Here is a 16,712-nt window from a genome sequence, read left to right as displayed (position 1 = left end):
ATAGGAAGAAGGCATAATCATGAATATCATACAAGCTTATATAGAAAAATTAATTACATTGTATGGTGATGAAATCGTATATGAAAATAGTCATTATGATGAAGAAACCTTACAACAGATTCCAGAAGTATTAAGACCCTTATATCGTGAAGTTTCAAAACTATCAATGCCTTTTGGTGAGATTGATTGCCTTGAAACAGCACTGAAAAATTCAAAAGCAGAACCATTTTTAAGTGAACAATGGTTTTGTTTTGGCAGTGATGATTATTTTTCATTTTGGCTGTGCCGATATACACCGGACGAAGATGGTTTTTCTATCACTTATTGGGATCATGATTCAGGAAGTGAAATTGATGATGCCATTTATATGAATATCATTGATTTTTTAGAAGATATGCGCAATGAATATGAGGAAGATAAGAATGAATAACAGCATAACCATAGATTCTAATACATAAAAACCTTATTATCTTTTCCCTGGTTTCTGAATTGTGGAAAGGAAACAGAAATTGATAATGTTATGTTAAGCAAAGATGTTAGAAAATCTATCCAATCATCAAAATGGGAAAACATCCTGTTGGAAAAACGTGGAGAGTATACCGCACAACTATCAAAAAATTTTAAAGACGAATATCGAAATTGGAATCAGATCATCAAAACTGTAAAAAACGATATCCTGCCACAACTTGAAATCATCTGGCAAAAGAATTTAAAAGCTGCCGGCATCTATGAGCCTTATATTTTGGATGATATAAAATTCAATATTTCAACAATCCTTATGCTTCACGCCTATAGTCGATATATTCCAATGCCTGATTTTTTTGAAAAGCTTCTATCCATATATGCAAGTGGTCATATCGCCTGTGGATGGAGAAAAGGAAAAGAAAGTGGATATATACAGGTTTTTTAAAGGAGTTTATGATGAAACAAAACATTGATTTTCATACAATTTCACTTACTGGAAGGCTTTGTTACTTATTCATGTGCTTTGAGCAATACGTAACAGCCTGTTACCCTGAAAAAGACTGGACACTTGTTGCACAAAAGTGCTGGCAATGGACTAACCATTATTGGAATGAAGGTTGTGATATCTACGCACAAATTATACCGGAATTCCTTTTTGAATTTGATGATTATGAACAGACAAATGAGCAATTTGATGGTAACTTATCAAAAAACGATTATGAACAATTCTCATTCTTATATAAGGATGTATGCATCGAGGAAATCAATCAGCTGTTCATGTTAGGCATAGACTTCGATAACGCTTGTGAAGGTAGTGACTTTTCAAATGCAGATGATATCACCATTGATATTTTAGAAAAAGCTCAAATGATATTATCAAAGCATCGTATTCCTTATCCAGATATTCATCTGTTATCTGGTTTTTCAGTGAATCAAAAGAATGGATGGGGCGATTTCTTAGACAGTTCATATTTATCTATAATTATTTAAAGCAAAAGTACAGCAAACTGCTGTACTTTTATAATATTAGTAATCAAGATTTTCACCATTTGAAGCAATCACTTGTTTGTAATAATCAAAACTGTCTTTCTTTATGCGTTTCATTGTTCCATTTCCATAATCATCCATATCCACATAAATAAACCCATAACGTTTTGACATCTGTCGTGTAGATTCACTAACTAAATCGATGCATCCCCACCATGTATATCCAATTAAATCTACACCATCTGCATTGATAGCATCACTCATAGCTTTTACATGATCCTTTAAATACTCCATACGGTATGCATCATGAATCTTTCCATCTTCTGAAACTTTATCTTTTGCGCCTAGTCCATTTTCAACAATGAACAATGGTTTTCTATAACGATCATATAATTCAACAAGTGAAATACGTAATCCTATAGGATCTGTCTGCCAACCCCATTCGCTACTTGGAAGATATGGATTTTTTACACCATTTACTGTATTGCCAGGTGCCATATCTAATCCACTTGTATCTGCGGCCATACAACTAGTCATATAATAGCTAAAAGAAACAAAATCTACAATACCATCCTTTAAAATCTGATCATCTCCTTCCTCTTTATTTATATGGTATCCTTTTCCTGAAATTTCATTTAACAGATATTTTGGATACTCCCCAAACACCTGTATATCTACATAACGATACACACTTCTCATTCTCTGTTGATTTGCAAGATTATCTTCTGGTTTACATGTAAATGGATAGAAGCATAATTTTGTCATCATACAGCCAACCTGTGCATTTGGATATAATTCGTGACAGATTTTTACTGCTTTTGCTGAAGCAATCATTTGATGATGCATCGCCTGATAAATTGCCTGTTCAAATGGAATATCATCAAACATATCTTCAATCAGTCCACCACTTGTGACAGGATGACGTAACATTGCATCTACTTCATTAAAAGTCAACCAATAATTTACATATTTGCCAAAGCGTTCAAAGCATACACGAGCATATTTTACAAAAAGATCAATCACTTCTCGTGAATACCATCCACGATAATCTTGTACTAAAGCTAATGGTGGGTCATAATGAGATAATGTAACAAGCGGTTCAATACCATATTTTTTACATTCTTTAAACATTTCTTCATAAAACGCTATTCCTTTTTCATTCGGCTTTTCATCACGAGGATCGCTAAATATTCTTGACCAGCATATGGACATGCGAAATACTTTAAAACCCATTTCTGCAAATAGTTTTATATCTTCTTTATAATGATGATAAAAATCAATTGCCCTTCGTTTTGGATAATTTGCCTCTTCACCAGCTTTTAATGCTTCTTGCAAATCTTTAGAATTATATGCAAATTGTTTTGTAAAATCTGAAAATCCAACTTCACGGTATGGTAGACAATCTTGAATTGTCCAGCCCTTTCCATCTTCTTTCCATGCGCCTTCTACTTGATTAGCAGCTGTTGCTCCTCCCCAAAGAAAATTCTTTGGGAATTTTAAAGATACTTGATTTTCATACATATACATTTCCTCCTACTTCAATACTGTTAATAATGGTTCTGATGATACAATAATACCTTGTGTTTCAAATGGTAAAACATCTAAGTATTGATCTGCATTGGTGACAATCACTGGGGTAATAAGTGAATAACCCTCTTTCAATATAGAAGCCAAATCAACTTCAGCAATTAATTCTCCCTGTTTTACCTGTTGTCCTTCTTTTACAATCACATTAAAATATTTTCCCTGTAAATTCACAGTGTCCATTCCAATATGAATTAAACATTCTATACCATCCTCTGATTCAATACCAATCGCATGCTTTGTAGGAAAAATTGTTTTAATTGTACCATCTACAGGTGCTACAACTTTTCCATTATTTGGATTAATTGCAATCCCTTTTCCTATACTGCCACTTGAAAAAGCAGGATCATCTATACTATCTAATTTTACTAAATCTCCACTCATTGGGCTAATAAATACCGTTTTCGCATGTTCTTCTTCAATTTTCGTTTCAACAGTTTTATCCTTTAAATTTTTTTCTTCAGATAATCCAAAGATTTGTACAAAGATAAAGCCTAGTACAGTTGATATTCCCATACCAGTGCAAACTGCCCAGAAACCATCTCCCATAAATACTGGCAATGATAAGATGCATGAATTTACATATGCAGTAGCATGTCCTCCAAAGAATGCTACAAATGCTCCTCCGACAGCTCCTGCAAGCATAACAGATAATAATGCATTTTTAAACTTCAATAAAACACCATAAATACCTGGTTCTGTAATACCAATAAAAGCAGAAATAAAGCTAGACATTGCTACAGATTTTGTATCATTACGTTTAGATTTAAACCAAACACCTAATGTCACACCAACAAGTGCCATTGTTCCCATAGTATTAATAGGCAATAAGACATCATAGCCAAATTGAGATAAGTTTTCCATACAGATGGCACCTAATGATAAATGCATACCAGTTAAGACAACTAATAATCTTGTGCCACCAACAACAGCCCCTGCAATAATTGGAGATAAATCGAATAAGAATTTCACAATTTGCGCAAGGCCTTTTGCTAGATAGCTGGCTAATGGTCCTGTGGCAATCAAAGTTATTGGTACCATTATCAATAATACGATCATTGGTGTAAATACCAATCTTAAAAATTTAGGTACAAATTTATCAACATATTTATAGACGTAACTCATTACCCAAACAGATAATATAATTGGAATAGAACTTGCTGCGTATTTTACAAAAGGTATTGGCATACCTAAAAAATGTAATGGATCTAATCCTTGTGCCAGTCCAGCTGTCATTGTTGGATACAGCAATGCTCCTGCAAGTGCCATTGCACAAGCTGTATCTGTTTTAAATCTTTTTGATGCTGACCATGCTACTAAGAATGGGAAGAAATAGAAAACACAATCTCCCACAATCGTTAATACAGTAATCATTTCAGAAGCTGGATCTACACCACAAAATGAAGTTAAAATTGTGATTAGACCTTTTACCATTCCAGTTCCTGCTAATACTGGAACAACTGGCAGGAAAATGGCTGCCATAGTTTCAAAAATACCTTTTAACTGAAATTTCTGTTTTGTCTGCAATGTTTCTTCATTATGAATAAAACCAATTTGTTTGATGATTTCATCATAAACGATTTCAACATCATTTCCAATAATGATTTGTAATTGCTCTGTCTGATATTGTGCGCCTAATACCCCATCAATTTTTTTAATTTCTTCAAGATTAACCACGCTTTCATCTTTTAAATAAAATCGAAGTCTTGTTACACAATGAAACATTTCTTTTATATTACTTTTTCCTCCAACTGCTTTTACAATCATTCCTGCTGTCTGCTTAATATTCATATTCATTCACCTTCCTGTTAATAAATAAAAACACCTGAAAAGACCTTTTCTTAAGGTTCAATTCAGGTGTTGCCTACTTAAAGTTACAATCCTAAACAAAATTTAATTGTTAGAAACTCTTTCAATATGTATTGTAAGATACAATTTATCATCATCTGATATAGGATATCCATATGTTATGTCAACATATTGTGCAATTCTTTCTACACATGTAAAGGACTCCTTATATTTTTCTTTTACAACTTGAAACAGCTGATTTTCACTATTTCCTGTATTTCGATCTCTTTGGAGAATACGTTGAGCAAAAAACTTCAAATGCGTCACCAATCGATAATATGTTAATGAATCTTCATCAAAATCAATATGCTTAAAGTTTTTGATAATTGTCAAAATATCTTGAACAACTTTTGTCATTTGCATGGTTCCCTGCATATCTCCATTTAATTCTGCATTCACAAAGTGTAATGCAATAAATGCTGCTTCGTCCTCTGGTAATTCCACCTCATATCGCTGATTAATCATTTGCAAGGATTGCATTGCAACCTTAAATTCTTCTTTATATAATCGTTTAGTTTCAATTAATAAGCGATTTTGTATTAACATACCCTCTCGATATCGTTGAATCGTGAAGTAGATATGGTCACTAAGAGAAAAATATAAATCATCATTAAACTCTTTACCAAGTTTTAGTTTGGCTTGCTTTATTATTTCCTCTGCCAGATTGATATAATCCTCTGGAATATCTTTCACAAGTTTCTTAAAATGATCTGTTAGTTTTGGTACATCCTGAGAAAAAATCTTATCAATTTTCGTATCATCTATCATTTCTCCTGCTTTTTTACCAAATGCGACACCACATCCCATAACGATTACCTGTTCTCCCTCATCGTTTTTTGCAAGCACTACATTGGTATTTAGCACTTTGTCAATGACCATTCATCCACCTCCCGACAAATAAAAAAAGGCAGCAACAGTAAAACCAAATATTTTACTCTTCACATGCCTTTATTGGTATTGCCTTATTAAAAGTCACAATCCGTTTGACTATTCTTTTTTCTTTGTAACCGGTTACTGCCTATATAATACTCAGCGTTTCTATATTTGTCAATCATTTTTTTAATATTTTTTCACTTTAATATGATTCGAATATGATAATGTCTTAATGAAACCAAATTGATTTTGTCTTTAAAATCATTTATGATATGACCTTACTATGAAAGTGAGGTCTTTATGAGAAAGGTAAATTTAAGAATGAATGAACAATACAAATATGAGGTTATTAAAAAATTAGTTGATACACATGGAAACAAAAAGAATGCTGCTATCAAATTAAACTGCTCTGTTCGCACTATTGACAGATTGATTGTCAGATATAAAGCTGAAGGTAAGACTGGTTTTATCCACAAGAACAGAAACAGACAGCCTATCTCCACTTTCCCTGTCGAGGTCAAAAATAAAGTCATTGACCTTTATCGCACGAAATATTCTGGTGCCAATCTTCTTCATTTCTCACAGCTGCTTGCGAAGAAAGAGGATATCCATGTCAGTGACACTACTATCAATTATTGGCTCCGCAGTTGCGACATCCTTTCTCCTAAGGCTAGACGCAAAACTGTCAATACTCTTAACGCTGAACTGAGAAAACGTAAGAAAGCTGCTAAGACAAAAAAAGAGGCTGTTTCTATAGATCTTCATTTCTCACAGCTGCTTGCGAAGAAAGAGGATATCCATGTCAGTGACACCACCATCAATTATTGGCTCCGCAGTTGTGACATACTTTCTCCTAAGGCTAGACGCAAAACTGTCAATACTCTTAACGCTGAGCTGAGAAAACGTAAGAAAGCTGCCAAGACAAAAAAAGAAGCTGCTTCTATAGAAAACAAACTTGATCTACTTGATCGCTTCGATGCACATCCCAGACGCCCTAGATGCGCTTATTTTGGCGAGTTAGTCCAAATGGATGCTTCTCCTCATCTTTGGTTCGGTACCTCCATCACTCATCTCCATCTGGCCATTGATGACGCCACTGGTAAGATACTTGGTGCTTATTTTGATACGCAGGAAACGCTTAATGCGTATTATCAAATCACTCATCAAATCCTGATAGATTATGGCATCCCTGCCAAGTTTCTTACGGACCGCCGCACTGTGTTTGAGTACAAAAGAAAAAACGCATCCTCTGATGAAGAAGATACGTTCACGCAATTCTCTTATGCCTGCCATCAGTTAGGCATTGAATTGGAATGTACGAGCGTCCCGCAGGCGAAAGGTCGCGTAGAGCGTCTTAATCAGACCCTACAATCAAGATTGGTCATTGAACTTAGGCTTGCGGGCATTACAACCATAGAGGAAGCCAATGAATTCTTAAAATCCTACCTAAAAGAATTCAACGCTATGTTCTCTCTACCAATCAATGATACTAAAACTGTGTTTGAAAAGCAACCGTCAAAGCAAAAAATCAATCAGACGCTTGCCATTTTAAGCAACCGAAAACTTGATTCAGGTCATTGTATCCGCTATAAGAACAAGTATTTTATTCCTATAACGAAATCTGGTAGTAAAGCATATCTGAAAAAAGGTATGAATGTGATGGTGATCGAAGCATTTGATGGAAAGCTATATGCCAACATCCTAGATCATCTATTCGCTTTAGAAGAAATCCTAGAACGTGAGGCTACATCAAAGAACTTCGACACGCTTCCTATTGAGGTGAAACAGAAAAAGCCTTATATTCCCCCTATGTCACATCCTTGGAAACAGGCTTCTTATCTTGCTTATGTGGCAAAGCAAAAGCACCGTCAATCCGGTGCTAATGTTTAATTATTTTTAAGACATTTTCATTTTTGCTTGACATAAACTATCAATATTTAATTAAAATATTTTCTTTAAGATATCGTAAAAATTTAAAAAAAGCGATATATTTCAATCGCTAATCTTTCGCTTTTTGTACCTTTAATTGTTTTCCTTTAATCGTTTTCTTTTGTAATGCTTTCAAAACGATTTTTCCTTTCCCATGTAGGATATCTACATATGATTGACGATCCTGTATCTGAATGACTCCAATATCATCACCTGTGACACCTTCAATTTCACAGATTGCACCAACGATATCGCCAGCACGAATTTTCTTACTTTTTCCACCATTTAAATAAATCTTCATTGTATCCTTACGAAGTTCTTTGCCTTTTTCTTCTTTAATTTCGATTGGATGACGCAAACCTTCTAATGCCTGTTCATCAACGATAACCTCTAAGATTTCTTTCGTATCCTTGATATCTAATGATTCATTTAAAAATTCTTCTAATGCCGCAACACGTGCACCATCATATTGTGCAATAAGTGAAATCGCAACACCACTTGCATTTACACGTCCACTTCTACCTAATCGATGTACATAGGTTTCCGCCTGATTTGGCATATCATAGTTTATAATATGAGAAACATCCTTGATATCAATTCCTCTTGCGGCAACATCTGTCGCTACAAGAATTCTCAATTTACCTTTCTTAAAATCATTCAAATTATCCATACGATCTTCTTGAAGCATGCCACCATGGATTTTATCAACACTTAAATCAAGTTTATATAATGCATCACACACTTCTTTTACATGCTCCTGCGTTTTCGCAAAAATAATACAACTTGCTGGCTGTAACTGGCAAAGCAGCTTGATTAAAAAATCAAGTTTTTCATGTTCTTTCATACGATATGCATAATGTGTCACAAGTTCTGTAACTGCATGAGTACTTGCGATTTCCACCATATTTGCATTTGGAATAAAGCTGGTTGCTAATTCCTGTATCGCTGGTGGATAAGTAGCACTAAATAAACAGGTAGTTAAATTTCCAGGGAAATAACCCATGATTTCTTTTACATTATCAATAAACCCCATATTCAGCATTTCATCAGCTTCATCAATAATACATGTTTTTATATTGTTTAATTTTAGCGTGCCTCTTTGCAAGTGATCTAAAATTCTACCTGGTGTTCCTACAACAACATGACAGCGCTGTTTTAAATCCTGTACCTGAAAACGATACGGCTGTTTCCCAAAGATTGCGGCACTTTTTAAACGTTTATATGCACCTATATTATCAAATTCCTCTTTGATCTGCAAGGCAAGTTCTCTTGTAGGTGTTAATACCAAGCATTGTGGATCACGTTCGTCCCATATAATATTCTCAATAATCGGAATCGCAAAAGATGCTGTTTTTCCACTTCCGGTTTTGGATTTGACGATGACGTTTTTCCCTTCTAAAATTAAAGGAATAACTTCTTCCTGTACTGGTAATGGTTCTTCGTATCCTAATTTGTCTAATGCTTCTAAAATTGTTGTATCTAATTGAAAATCTTCAAATTTCATTTTATTCACTCTCATTTCCATTCCCTATTATACAGGAAGTAGATAGAAATTGCACAGTTTAAAAAATTAATCAAACATCATTAAGCAATCAAACTAGAAATCATCTTCATAAACAATATAAAAAGCGTTATTTATCACTATGATTATTTAATATTTTATAATTTTTCCACAAAAAATAAAGTGTAAATAATATATGGACTGCACAATAACATAATCAATAACTGTAATTCTGTTTTAATAAAGATATTAGATGAAGAACCAATTTCCGTCAAATAAAATAAATAATGATAATTCATGAATTTTTGTGATAAATAAATTAAACCATAACTGAAGATAATTAGATACAGCCATAGAGAATAGGCTTTCCCTTTTATCAAAGCTTTGTGGGCAAATATCATTATAAAAAAGGGAAGGATATAAATGATATCATCTTGATATATGATTGGTTCGTGAAGCTGTTTTAAAACAAGTATATAAATAAAGTTAGATAATAATATAAAAAAGATAATTACGATGTCCAAAACTACTGCATTTTTATTGGTATTTTTCATAAGATTATTTCCTCCATTTTTATATTCATAGTTTACCATTACATGATTTCCAAATTATGAAGAAACACTTATGTTTTTCTTATTAAATTATCAACTGATAGCAACAGGCAGTTTTCAAAACTTACAAAACTGTAATCCTAATGTCACCAAAATGACAAGACAAATACAATATTACCCATTATAATAGGAGTGTAGAAACAAGGAGGGCACTGATTATGAAGAAAGTCTTACAAATCATTGGCGCAGCTTTATGTATAATGTTATTTGGCTGTGAAGAATCTACTTTCTCAAAATAAGGTCCTTTGTGTAAGGCATGGCGATGAAGCTATGCCTTTTTTAATTAATAATCAATTTTCTTAACCAATTCTATAACAAACGTTCAATTGTGTACTATTTTAATATCTGATAGAATGAAAGTAACTTAGGAGCGTGTCTTATGAAAATAAATGAAATTATAAAAACAAAACGTATTGAAAAAGGATTAACACAGGAACAGGTCGCCAACTCGCTTGGAGTTTCTACTCCTGCGGTAAATAAATGGGAAAAGGCAGTTTCTTATCCTGATATTACCTTACTTCCTGCTTTAGCCAGATTATTAGATACTGATTTAAATACCTTGTTATGTTTCAAAGAAGAATTGTGTGATCAGGAAATAGGTGAGTTTGTAAATGAATTAGCTAATTTTGCACGTAAGCATACTTTAGATGAATGCTTTACACTGGCACAAAAAAAGCTTCAGGAATATCCAAACAGTGATAAACTAAAGCTGAATATCACAATCACATTAGATGGCCTTGATATGTTTACCAATGAGAAAAAAACAGTTGCTCATATCAATCAGATACAAGCTTACTATCATGATTTAAAAAATAGTAAAGATACACAAATTACGCAGTATGCGACAACGAGAATTATCTATTATGAGATGGAACAAGCGCATTATGAGAAAGCTGAACAATTATTAAAGGAATTGCCTGATGAGTTACAATTTGATCGTCAACAGATTCATGCGACAATCGAAAAGCAGAAAGGTAATCTGGATGAAGCTTGTAAGTTGATGGAACAAAAATTGCTTCGTATAACTAATGATCTTCACGCTTGTTTTTCTTTTTTGATGAATATCGCATGGCAACAAGGTCGTATAAATGATTGTGATATGCTCGCAGATAAATTTCAAACTATCGCAAAAATTCTTGATTTATGGGAATATACCAGTCGTGTTTTACCATTTGAACTTGCGGTAAAAAAGAAAGATATAGATACATCCATTGATTATTTAAGAAATATTATGAAAGCAAGTATTACCCCTTGGCAAATACAATCCTCTGTTTTGTATCAACATATTCCAAATAAAACTGGTACAACACAAATGGGGCAGAAGACATCTAAACAAATTCTTGATGACTTGGCGAATCCTGAATATGAAGAATATGCTTTTATACAACAGGATGAACGTTTTCAGGATATCATAAAACAATACAAGGAAAAAGGAATCGATAGATTCTTAGAAGATTTATAATGGAAAACAGAACATATAAATGGAGAAGCTTGTTACACTTCTTCTAAAATTAAAAGAGTACCCTGGGCCACATTACTTGCGACAGTAAGAGGTGCGGGTACTACGGTCATTCATATTATATATCTTTTACCTAAAAATGCAATGCTAAAATTACATATATGATTTACTTTTTAAATCAATAATTTTCATGACATCTTATGAAAACGCGATATTATCATTGATATACCTTTTTGACTTTTTTCTTTGATTTCCTTATCAAAAAACTTTCTTATAAAAAACGTGAATTGCTCACGTTTTTTATATAATCTGAAAGATATAAAATTTTAAATAAGATGTTTCTTCCATCGTCCAAAGGATTGGATGGTCATGATTTTGTTGTGTCACAGATACCTGTTTCAAAGTAACACCTGTTTCTTTCGCAGACTCTCTTAACATTTTTTCAAAGTTTGCTGTTTCCATAAAGCGTGAACAACTGCAGGTAATCAGATAACCGCCTCTGCCTAATAGCTTCATTGCTTGTTTATTGATTTTTTTATAACCTTGATAAGCATGATCAATGGTTCTACGAGATTTTGTGAAAGCAGGTGGATCTAGAATGATAATATCATATTTCCCTGGTTCACATGTTTCCAAAAAATCAAATACATCTGCTTTGATAAAAGACATACGTTCTTCCAAATGATTCAGTTTGGCATTTTCATAAGCCTGATCAAGAGCTGTTTGCGATACATCAACGGCATCTACATGTAGTGCATTTCCATAGGCTGCATTTAACGCAAAGCCACCTGTATGTGTAAAACAATCTAAGACCTTTTTGCCTTCAGCCATATTTCTTAATAACACACGATTGCTTTTCTGATCTAAGAAATAGCCGGTTTTCTGTCCATTTTCAACGTCAACATGAATACGTAGACCATTTTCATTGATAATTGTCTGTGTTGGTAAATCAGCATTTCGCCAATACCCTTTTTCCAATGGCAAGCCTTCTTTTGTACGAATTTTTACATCATTTCGCTCATAAATGCCTTTGACATCCTGACCATCTTCGCTTAATACTTCTAGTAGGATTTCATATAACATATCTTTGATTTGTTCCATACCATAAGTACTGATTTGCGCGACCAGAATATCATTATAACGATCTACTGTTAATCCTGGAAGTTCATCAGCTTCTCCAAAGATCAAGCGACAGTTTGTAATGTTTTCTTTTTCTAATGTCTTACGGAAATCATAGGCGAATTTGATACGTTTTTTAAAGAAATCACGATCAAATACTTCATCAGGATTTTTTGATAAAATACGCACTGTGATATGACTGTTTCTGGATAGAAAACCAGTGCCTAAGTATTTTCCTTTTTCGCTGATGATATCCACAAGTGTTCCATTTTCTGCATCCTCATCAATGGATTCCAGATTATTTTTATACATCCACATCTGACCTTTTTCAAGCCATGATGCGCCTTCTTCTGATATGATGACCACAGGATATTTTCTTTTCATATACATACCTCTCATTCACAAATACACCTCATTTTACCACAATGTTTTCATAACATACAATGCTTATGATAAAGATTTGATAAAAATTGGTGTGATAATAATGGAAACACAAAAAAACACAGAAGAACCATTTGAACCCTGGCTATTCTGTGTTTTTTGTTACTTTAAAATACTTTGAATTTTTGCTTTCAGTTCTCTTGCGGCTGTTTCACAATCATCTTGTTTCATAATCGCTGATACAACACAGAGTCCATCAATATCTGTGCCTTTTAAAATATCGCAGTTATCTTTATTTAATCCTCCAATTGCGCCAACGGGAATGGATACATGTTCACAAATGTCTTGTAAAGTTTCTACCTTTGTAAGAACTGTTTTTACTTTTGTAGTTGTAGGATAAATTGCGCCAACACCCAGGTAGTCTGCGCCATCTGCTTGCGCTATCATGGCAGCTTCTACAGTTTTTGCGGTCGCACCAACGATCTTATCTGGTCCCAATAGTTTTCTTGCGAGTGCCACTGGCATATCATCTGCGCCTACATGAACTCCTGCGGCATCCACTGCCATCGCAACATCTAATCGATCATCAATCAGTAAAGGTAAATCATAACGATCACTAATCGCTTTTACTTTATTTGCTAAATCTATATATTCCTTCGTTGTCCGATTCTTTTCACGTAATTGGATAAGTGTGACACCACCTCTACATGCAGCTTCTACTTTTGATAAAAACTCATCTTCTGTCATATTTGTAGAATCTGTGACCAGATATAATGTTAAATCTAATTTGCTCATAGCACTACCTCACTTATTTTTGCATATTTTAAATACTCTTCTTTTTCTAATGCATACAGCCAATCAAATAATTTATAATGAAAACTTCCCGGCATCGTGGTTTCTTTCAGACACTTTTCTGCGACAACGCCAAAATAGCTACATGCCAGCATACAAGCTTTTATAGGCTCCATACAGGATAAAAAAGTCGCAGTGATTACATTTAACATACAGCCTGTGCCCGTACATAAAGTCAATAATTCACAGCCGTTTTCTACTTTATAGGTATGTATCCCATCACTGATGATATCTATAGCTCCACTGCATAAGATACAACAGCCTGTTTGTTTCGCAAAGTCCTGAATCCAGATGGCACTGTCTTCTACACGTTCGATATCAGAATCTCCAACATCAATGCCAAGTGCATGTGCAGGCTTTCCTGCAATTGCACGAATCTCTGAAAGATTTCCTTTGATTACATCGATATGGTAAGCATCCATCATTGATTTTGCATAATTATAACGCAAGTCGCTACAGCCAACACCTACCAAATCTAAAACAACTGGTATGTAGTTTTCGTTAGCAGTTTTTATGGATACTATCATTGCTTTACTTCGGATATCATCAAAGTTTCCCAGATTTAAGGCTAGTGCTTTCGCGGTTTTGGTGATTTGTGCTACTTCATCCGGGTGTTGTGCCATAATTGGTTTTCCACCTAACGCAAGAACTGCATTAGCACAATCATTCATAGATATGGGATTGGTGATACAATGAATCAGATTATGCGTCAAGTGCAGCTTCGCTTTGTCCTGCCACAACTCCTCTTGTATATTCATAAGTCTTACCTCCAAGCTTTCTCTGCATTTTCGCAAGCATGCCATTATGCTGCAGTTTCAACAGGAATGCGAAAGCAATACTTCCTCCAATGATGGTTCCCATCAGGAAACTTGGCACATAGAACATCCATGTTAATCCATTTTTACCCCATAGATATGCCATAACAGGATAGGATACGATAGCACCAATAATCCCTGTACCGATAATTTCTCCAAGCACAGCGGCCCAGATTTTTCCATTGCTTGCTCGATATAGTATGCCAGATAATGCTGCGCCAAAGACAGCTCCTGTTAATGCAAGTGGTGGAATTCCCATACATGCCATACGAATAATACCGATAGCTACAGCACACCCCAAAGAATACCATGGTCCCATCAATACTGCCATTGTGATATTGATCAAGTGAGCCATCGGACACATTCCTTCTACTCGAAGAATGGGTGATATTACCACACCTACCGCTACCATCATCGCAAAAAATACGCTACGAAAAATTTGATTTTGTTTGTTCATAAAAAACACCCTCCTATTTGTTCGCTGGAAATGCTGAACCAAATAAAAGGATACAAATAAAAATCAGCGCCGTTTATCGGGTTCAGTTTCCAGATATGGTACGGTCGAAACGCTTGCCAGTTTCCTCTCAGCCTGTCTGCAGGCTCCCTCGCTGATTATCTTTTAATGTAAGGCGCTCCCCTTCCATTAGCAGTAATAAAAAAGAGATATATCCACGTAAAGACATATCTCAGATTACCTCTGTTATACTCCCTACGCCGGCATTACCCGTATCAGGTTCACAGGGTCGAAACGTAATGTTTCCTCTCAGCACACATTGGCTCCCCTTTTTATTACATTAGTATGGTACCACTTTGAAATAAGGATTGCAAGAGCTTTTTTTCATAGTGATTTACATTAGAAATAAGATATATTCAGACTTTTTATGCAGTCACACTGCTTTCCTGCAGCTCCTTTTGTACAAGCGTTGTTTTAACCCATCGATTTTGTTGATAGATCCATTGCCCTACAATACATTCTAAAATATTACTTAACAACATCGCAAGCCATATACCGGTAATACCCAATTCCGTGAACTTATGAAACAGGATAATCATAGGAATGCGAAAGCCCCATAGCCGCAACATTGAAAGAATAAAGGTAGTATTGGTATGCCCGGATCCATTGAATACACTGTTTAAATTCATATACCAGCCCATAAAAACACCTGTCAATAATGCGAAAAAATTGTACTCAAATGCAATAGACAGTAACTCTTCACTGGCATCTGGAACAAATATACGGGTAAATGGATTGATCAACAGCATGCCGATAATCGTTAACGCAATGGCACTGATCACGGATATACGCATGGTTACCCAATAACATTTTCTTGCCCTTTCGATATTACCAGCACCTAAATTCTGACCGATAAATGTCGCAAGTATGGAACCGAAGGATACAATCGGTATATACATCAAATTCACAAGTTTACCACCAACACCATACGCAGATATCGCCACTGCTCCATAGAACACGATATATTTATTCATAATCACAAAGCCTAAACTTTCTAAGAATTGACCACTCGCTGCTGGTATACACAGACGTAGAATTGTTTTCCCATCAGATAACTGAAAAGGATATTTACGAAACGCCACATAAACTTCATTGTCTTTTGAGCGAATAGATCGATAAGCAAGTGGTAGTACAAGAATCTTTGATAATACTGTCGCTACTGCTGCCCCCATGATGCCCATATGGAACATAAAGATAAATAATGGATCTAAGAATACATTTAATATTGACGCAATCGCATTTAATTTTACACCGCTTTTACTATCCCCGGCACTTTGACGAATTGCCATATATAGATTTAATAAGATCAATCCCAGATAATCAAATGATATTCCAATCAGATAATCATGAGAATCCTGATATATTTCGGCTGGTGTATCCAGATATCCTAATATTGTATTTGAAAATAAGATTGTGCCAACGCTTAATATAATCGCAAATATAAACGCAAAGTATACCAGGGCTGTCGCAAAACGGTTAGCTTCATCTTTTTGTTTTGCGCCTAGTTTGGTAGATATGATTGCAATCGCTGCCGCACTTAATCCAGATGCCACACTTTGTGCACACCACATAATTGGTCCAACAAGTGATACAGCCCCGACCTGTAGTTCACCAATCTGACCTACCCAGAACGTATCAATTACGTTATATAATGAGTTTAAAAAATTAAGTAAAAATAAAGGAACCGCCATACGAAACAGTGCCTTTGTCAGATTTCCCTCTAAAATCCCTGTTTGATCCATAATCTCCCTCTTCTCTAAAATCTTGTTACCAT

General features: G+C 34.7%; 15 protein-coding genes and 1 riboswitch. Of the genes, 5 read left to right on the top strand and 10 right to left on the bottom strand.

The window, feature by feature from the left end; translation table 11 throughout:
- Positions 1-19: 19 nt before the first annotated feature.
- The 3 genes from DW114_RS01025 to DW114_RS01015 all read left to right on the top strand — a co-directional run bounded on the left by DW114_RS01025 (position 20) and on the right by DW114_RS01015 (position 1,455).
- Positions 20-430 carry a hypothetical protein gene (locus DW114_RS01025; RefSeq protein ID WP_117451525.1) on the top strand — a complete coding sequence of 137 codons (411 nt, stop codon included), beginning with the start codon at positions 20-22 and terminating at the stop codon, positions 428-430.
- Between the two features lie 90 nt (positions 431-520).
- A complete protein-coding gene (locus DW114_RS01020; protein ID WP_117451523.1) occupies positions 521-910 on the top strand; it encodes a hypothetical protein in 390 nt (129 codons plus the stop codon).
- An 11-nt stretch (positions 911-921) separates the two neighbouring features.
- Entirely contained in the window at positions 922-1,455 is a 534-nt protein-coding gene (locus DW114_RS01015) for a hypothetical protein (protein WP_117451522.1), read from the top strand.
- Positions 1,456-1,491: 36 nt separating this feature from the next.
- Here DW114_RS01015 and DW114_RS01010 read toward each other — a convergent pair whose 3' ends face one another.
- The 3 genes from DW114_RS01010 to licT form a co-directional block, all read right to left on the bottom strand.
- Positions 1,492-2,973: a glycoside hydrolase family 1 protein gene (locus tag DW114_RS01010; RefSeq protein WP_117451520.1), complete on the bottom strand. Its 1,482-nt coding sequence runs from the start codon at positions 2,971-2,973 to the stop codon at positions 1,492-1,494.
- A gap of 12 nt (positions 2,974-2,985) precedes the next feature.
- The gene (locus DW114_RS01005) at positions 2,986-4,827 is read right to left on the bottom strand and encodes a beta-glucoside-specific PTS transporter subunit IIABC (RefSeq protein WP_117452001.1); all 1,842 of its coding nucleotides are present in this window, start codon (positions 4,825-4,827) and stop codon (positions 2,986-2,988) included.
- 102 nt (positions 4,828-4,929) lie between these two features.
- Entirely contained in the window at positions 4,930-5,763 is an 834-nt protein-coding gene (licT, locus tag DW114_RS01000) for a BglG family transcription antiterminator LicT (RefSeq protein WP_117451519.1), read from the bottom strand.
- 294 nt (positions 5,764-6,057) lie between these two features.
- On the opposite strand from licT, the gene DW114_RS00995 reads away from it, so the two are divergent.
- On the top strand, positions 6,058-7,647 hold the full coding sequence (locus DW114_RS00995) for an ISNCY family transposase (protein WP_117451515.1): 1,590 nt from the start codon (positions 6,058-6,060) through the stop codon (positions 7,645-7,647).
- Between the two features lie 109 nt (positions 7,648-7,756).
- On the opposite strand, the gene DW114_RS00990 is transcribed toward DW114_RS00995, so the two are convergent.
- Entirely contained in the window at positions 7,757-9,190 is a 1,434-nt protein-coding gene (locus tag DW114_RS00990) for a DEAD/DEAH box helicase (protein WP_117451513.1), read from the bottom strand.
- A 155-nt stretch (positions 9,191-9,345) separates the two neighbouring features.
- The gene (locus tag DW114_RS00985; protein WP_147322613.1) at positions 9,346-9,741 is read right to left on the bottom strand and encodes a hypothetical protein; all 396 of its coding nucleotides are present in this window, start codon (positions 9,739-9,741) and stop codon (positions 9,346-9,348) included.
- 436 nt (positions 9,742-10,177) lie between these two features.
- Between DW114_RS00985 and DW114_RS00980 the strand changes: the two genes are divergently transcribed.
- Positions 10,178-11,260 carry a helix-turn-helix domain-containing protein gene (locus DW114_RS00980; protein ID WP_117451509.1) on the top strand — a complete coding sequence of 361 codons (1,083 nt, stop codon included), beginning with the start codon at positions 10,178-10,180 and terminating at the stop codon, positions 11,258-11,260.
- A 297-nt stretch (positions 11,261-11,557) separates the two neighbouring features.
- Here the strand turns inward: DW114_RS00980 and DW114_RS00975 are convergent, their stop codons facing one another.
- The 5 genes from DW114_RS00975 to DW114_RS00955 all read right to left on the bottom strand — a co-directional run bounded on the left by DW114_RS00975 (position 11,558) and on the right by DW114_RS00955 (position 16,680).
- The gene (locus DW114_RS00975) at positions 11,558-12,760 is read right to left on the bottom strand and encodes a class I SAM-dependent rRNA methyltransferase (RefSeq protein WP_117451999.1); all 1,203 of its coding nucleotides are present in this window, start codon (positions 12,758-12,760) and stop codon (positions 11,558-11,560) included.
- A gap of 159 nt (positions 12,761-12,919) precedes the next feature.
- Complete coding sequence (thiE, locus tag DW114_RS00970) at positions 12,920-13,552, bottom strand: thiamine phosphate synthase (RefSeq protein ID WP_117451507.1); 633 nt, start codon at positions 13,550-13,552, stop codon at positions 12,920-12,922.
- Entirely contained in the window at positions 13,549-14,367 is an 819-nt protein-coding gene (thiM, locus tag DW114_RS00965; RefSeq protein ID WP_233511342.1) for a hydroxyethylthiazole kinase, read from the bottom strand. Before thiM ends, thiE begins: the two co-directional genes overlap by 4 nt.
- Complete coding sequence (thiW, locus tag DW114_RS00960; RefSeq protein WP_117451505.1) at positions 14,312-14,881, bottom strand: energy coupling factor transporter S component ThiW; 570 nt, start codon at positions 14,879-14,881, stop codon at positions 14,312-14,314. The genes thiM and thiW overlap by 56 nt, the downstream gene beginning before the upstream one ends.
- Before the next feature lie 232 nt (positions 14,882-15,113).
- A riboswitch (TPP riboswitch) is annotated at positions 15,114-15,218 on the bottom strand.
- Positions 15,219-15,303: 85 nt separating this feature from the next.
- Positions 15,304-16,680: an MATE family efflux transporter gene (locus DW114_RS00955; RefSeq protein WP_117451503.1), complete on the bottom strand. Its 1,377-nt coding sequence runs from the start codon at positions 16,678-16,680 to the stop codon at positions 15,304-15,306.
- Positions 16,681-16,712: the final 32 nt, after the last annotated feature.

This window comes from Absiella sp. AM09-50 (assembly GCF_003433845.1).
GTDB lineage: Bacteria > Bacillota_I > Bacilli_A > Erysipelotrichales > Erysipelotrichaceae > Hoskinsella > Hoskinsella hominis.
The sequence above is the reverse complement of the archived record's forward strand: the minus strand, read 5'-3'. Positions and strand labels throughout refer to the sequence as shown.

Bases quoted from the DNA above. Each gene is read 5' to 3' on its own strand.
- DW114_RS01010 (WP_117451520.1), bottom strand. From the start codon at position 2,973: ATGTATGAAAATCAAGTATCTTTAAAATTCCCAAAGAATTTTCTTTGG.
- DW114_RS01020 (WP_117451523.1), top strand. From the start codon at position 521: ATGTTAAGCAAAGATGTTAGAAAATCTATCCAATCATCAAAATGGGAA.
- DW114_RS00955 (WP_117451503.1), bottom strand. From the start codon at position 16,680: ATGGATCAAACAGGGATTTTAGAGGGAAATCTGACAAAGGCACTGTTT.
- thiE (WP_117451507.1), bottom strand. From the start codon at position 13,552: ATGAGCAAATTAGATTTAACATTATATCTGGTCACAGATTCTACAAAT.
- licT (WP_117451519.1), bottom strand. From the start codon at position 5,763: ATGGTCATTGACAAAGTGCTAAATACCAATGTAGTGCTTGCAAAAAAC.
- DW114_RS00985 (WP_147322613.1), bottom strand. From the start codon at position 9,741: ATGAAAAATACCAATAAAAATGCAGTAGTTTTGGACATCGTAATTATC.
- DW114_RS00980 (WP_117451509.1), top strand. From the start codon at position 10,178: ATGAAAATAAATGAAATTATAAAAACAAAACGTATTGAAAAAGGATTA.
- DW114_RS01005 (WP_117452001.1), bottom strand. From the start codon at position 4,827: ATGAATATTAAGCAGACAGCAGGAATGATTGTAAAAGCAGTTGGAGGA.
- thiM (WP_233511342.1), bottom strand. From the start codon at position 14,367: ATGAATATACAAGAGGAGTTGTGGCAGGACAAAGCGAAGCTGCACTTG.
- DW114_RS00975 (WP_117451999.1), bottom strand. From the start codon at position 12,760: ATGAAAAGAAAATATCCTGTGGTCATCATATCAGAAGAAGGCGCATCA.
- DW114_RS01025 (WP_117451525.1), top strand. From the start codon at position 20: ATGAATATCATACAAGCTTATATAGAAAAATTAATTACATTGTATGGT.
- DW114_RS00995 (WP_117451515.1), top strand. From the start codon at position 6,058: ATGAGAAAGGTAAATTTAAGAATGAATGAACAATACAAATATGAGGTT.
- DW114_RS01015 (WP_117451522.1), top strand. From the start codon at position 922: ATGAAACAAAACATTGATTTTCATACAATTTCACTTACTGGAAGGCTT.
- DW114_RS00990 (WP_117451513.1), bottom strand. From the start codon at position 9,190: ATGAAATTTGAAGATTTTCAATTAGATACAACAATTTTAGAAGCATTA.
- thiW (WP_117451505.1), bottom strand. From the start codon at position 14,881: ATGAACAAACAAAATCAAATTTTTCGTAGCGTATTTTTTGCGATGATG.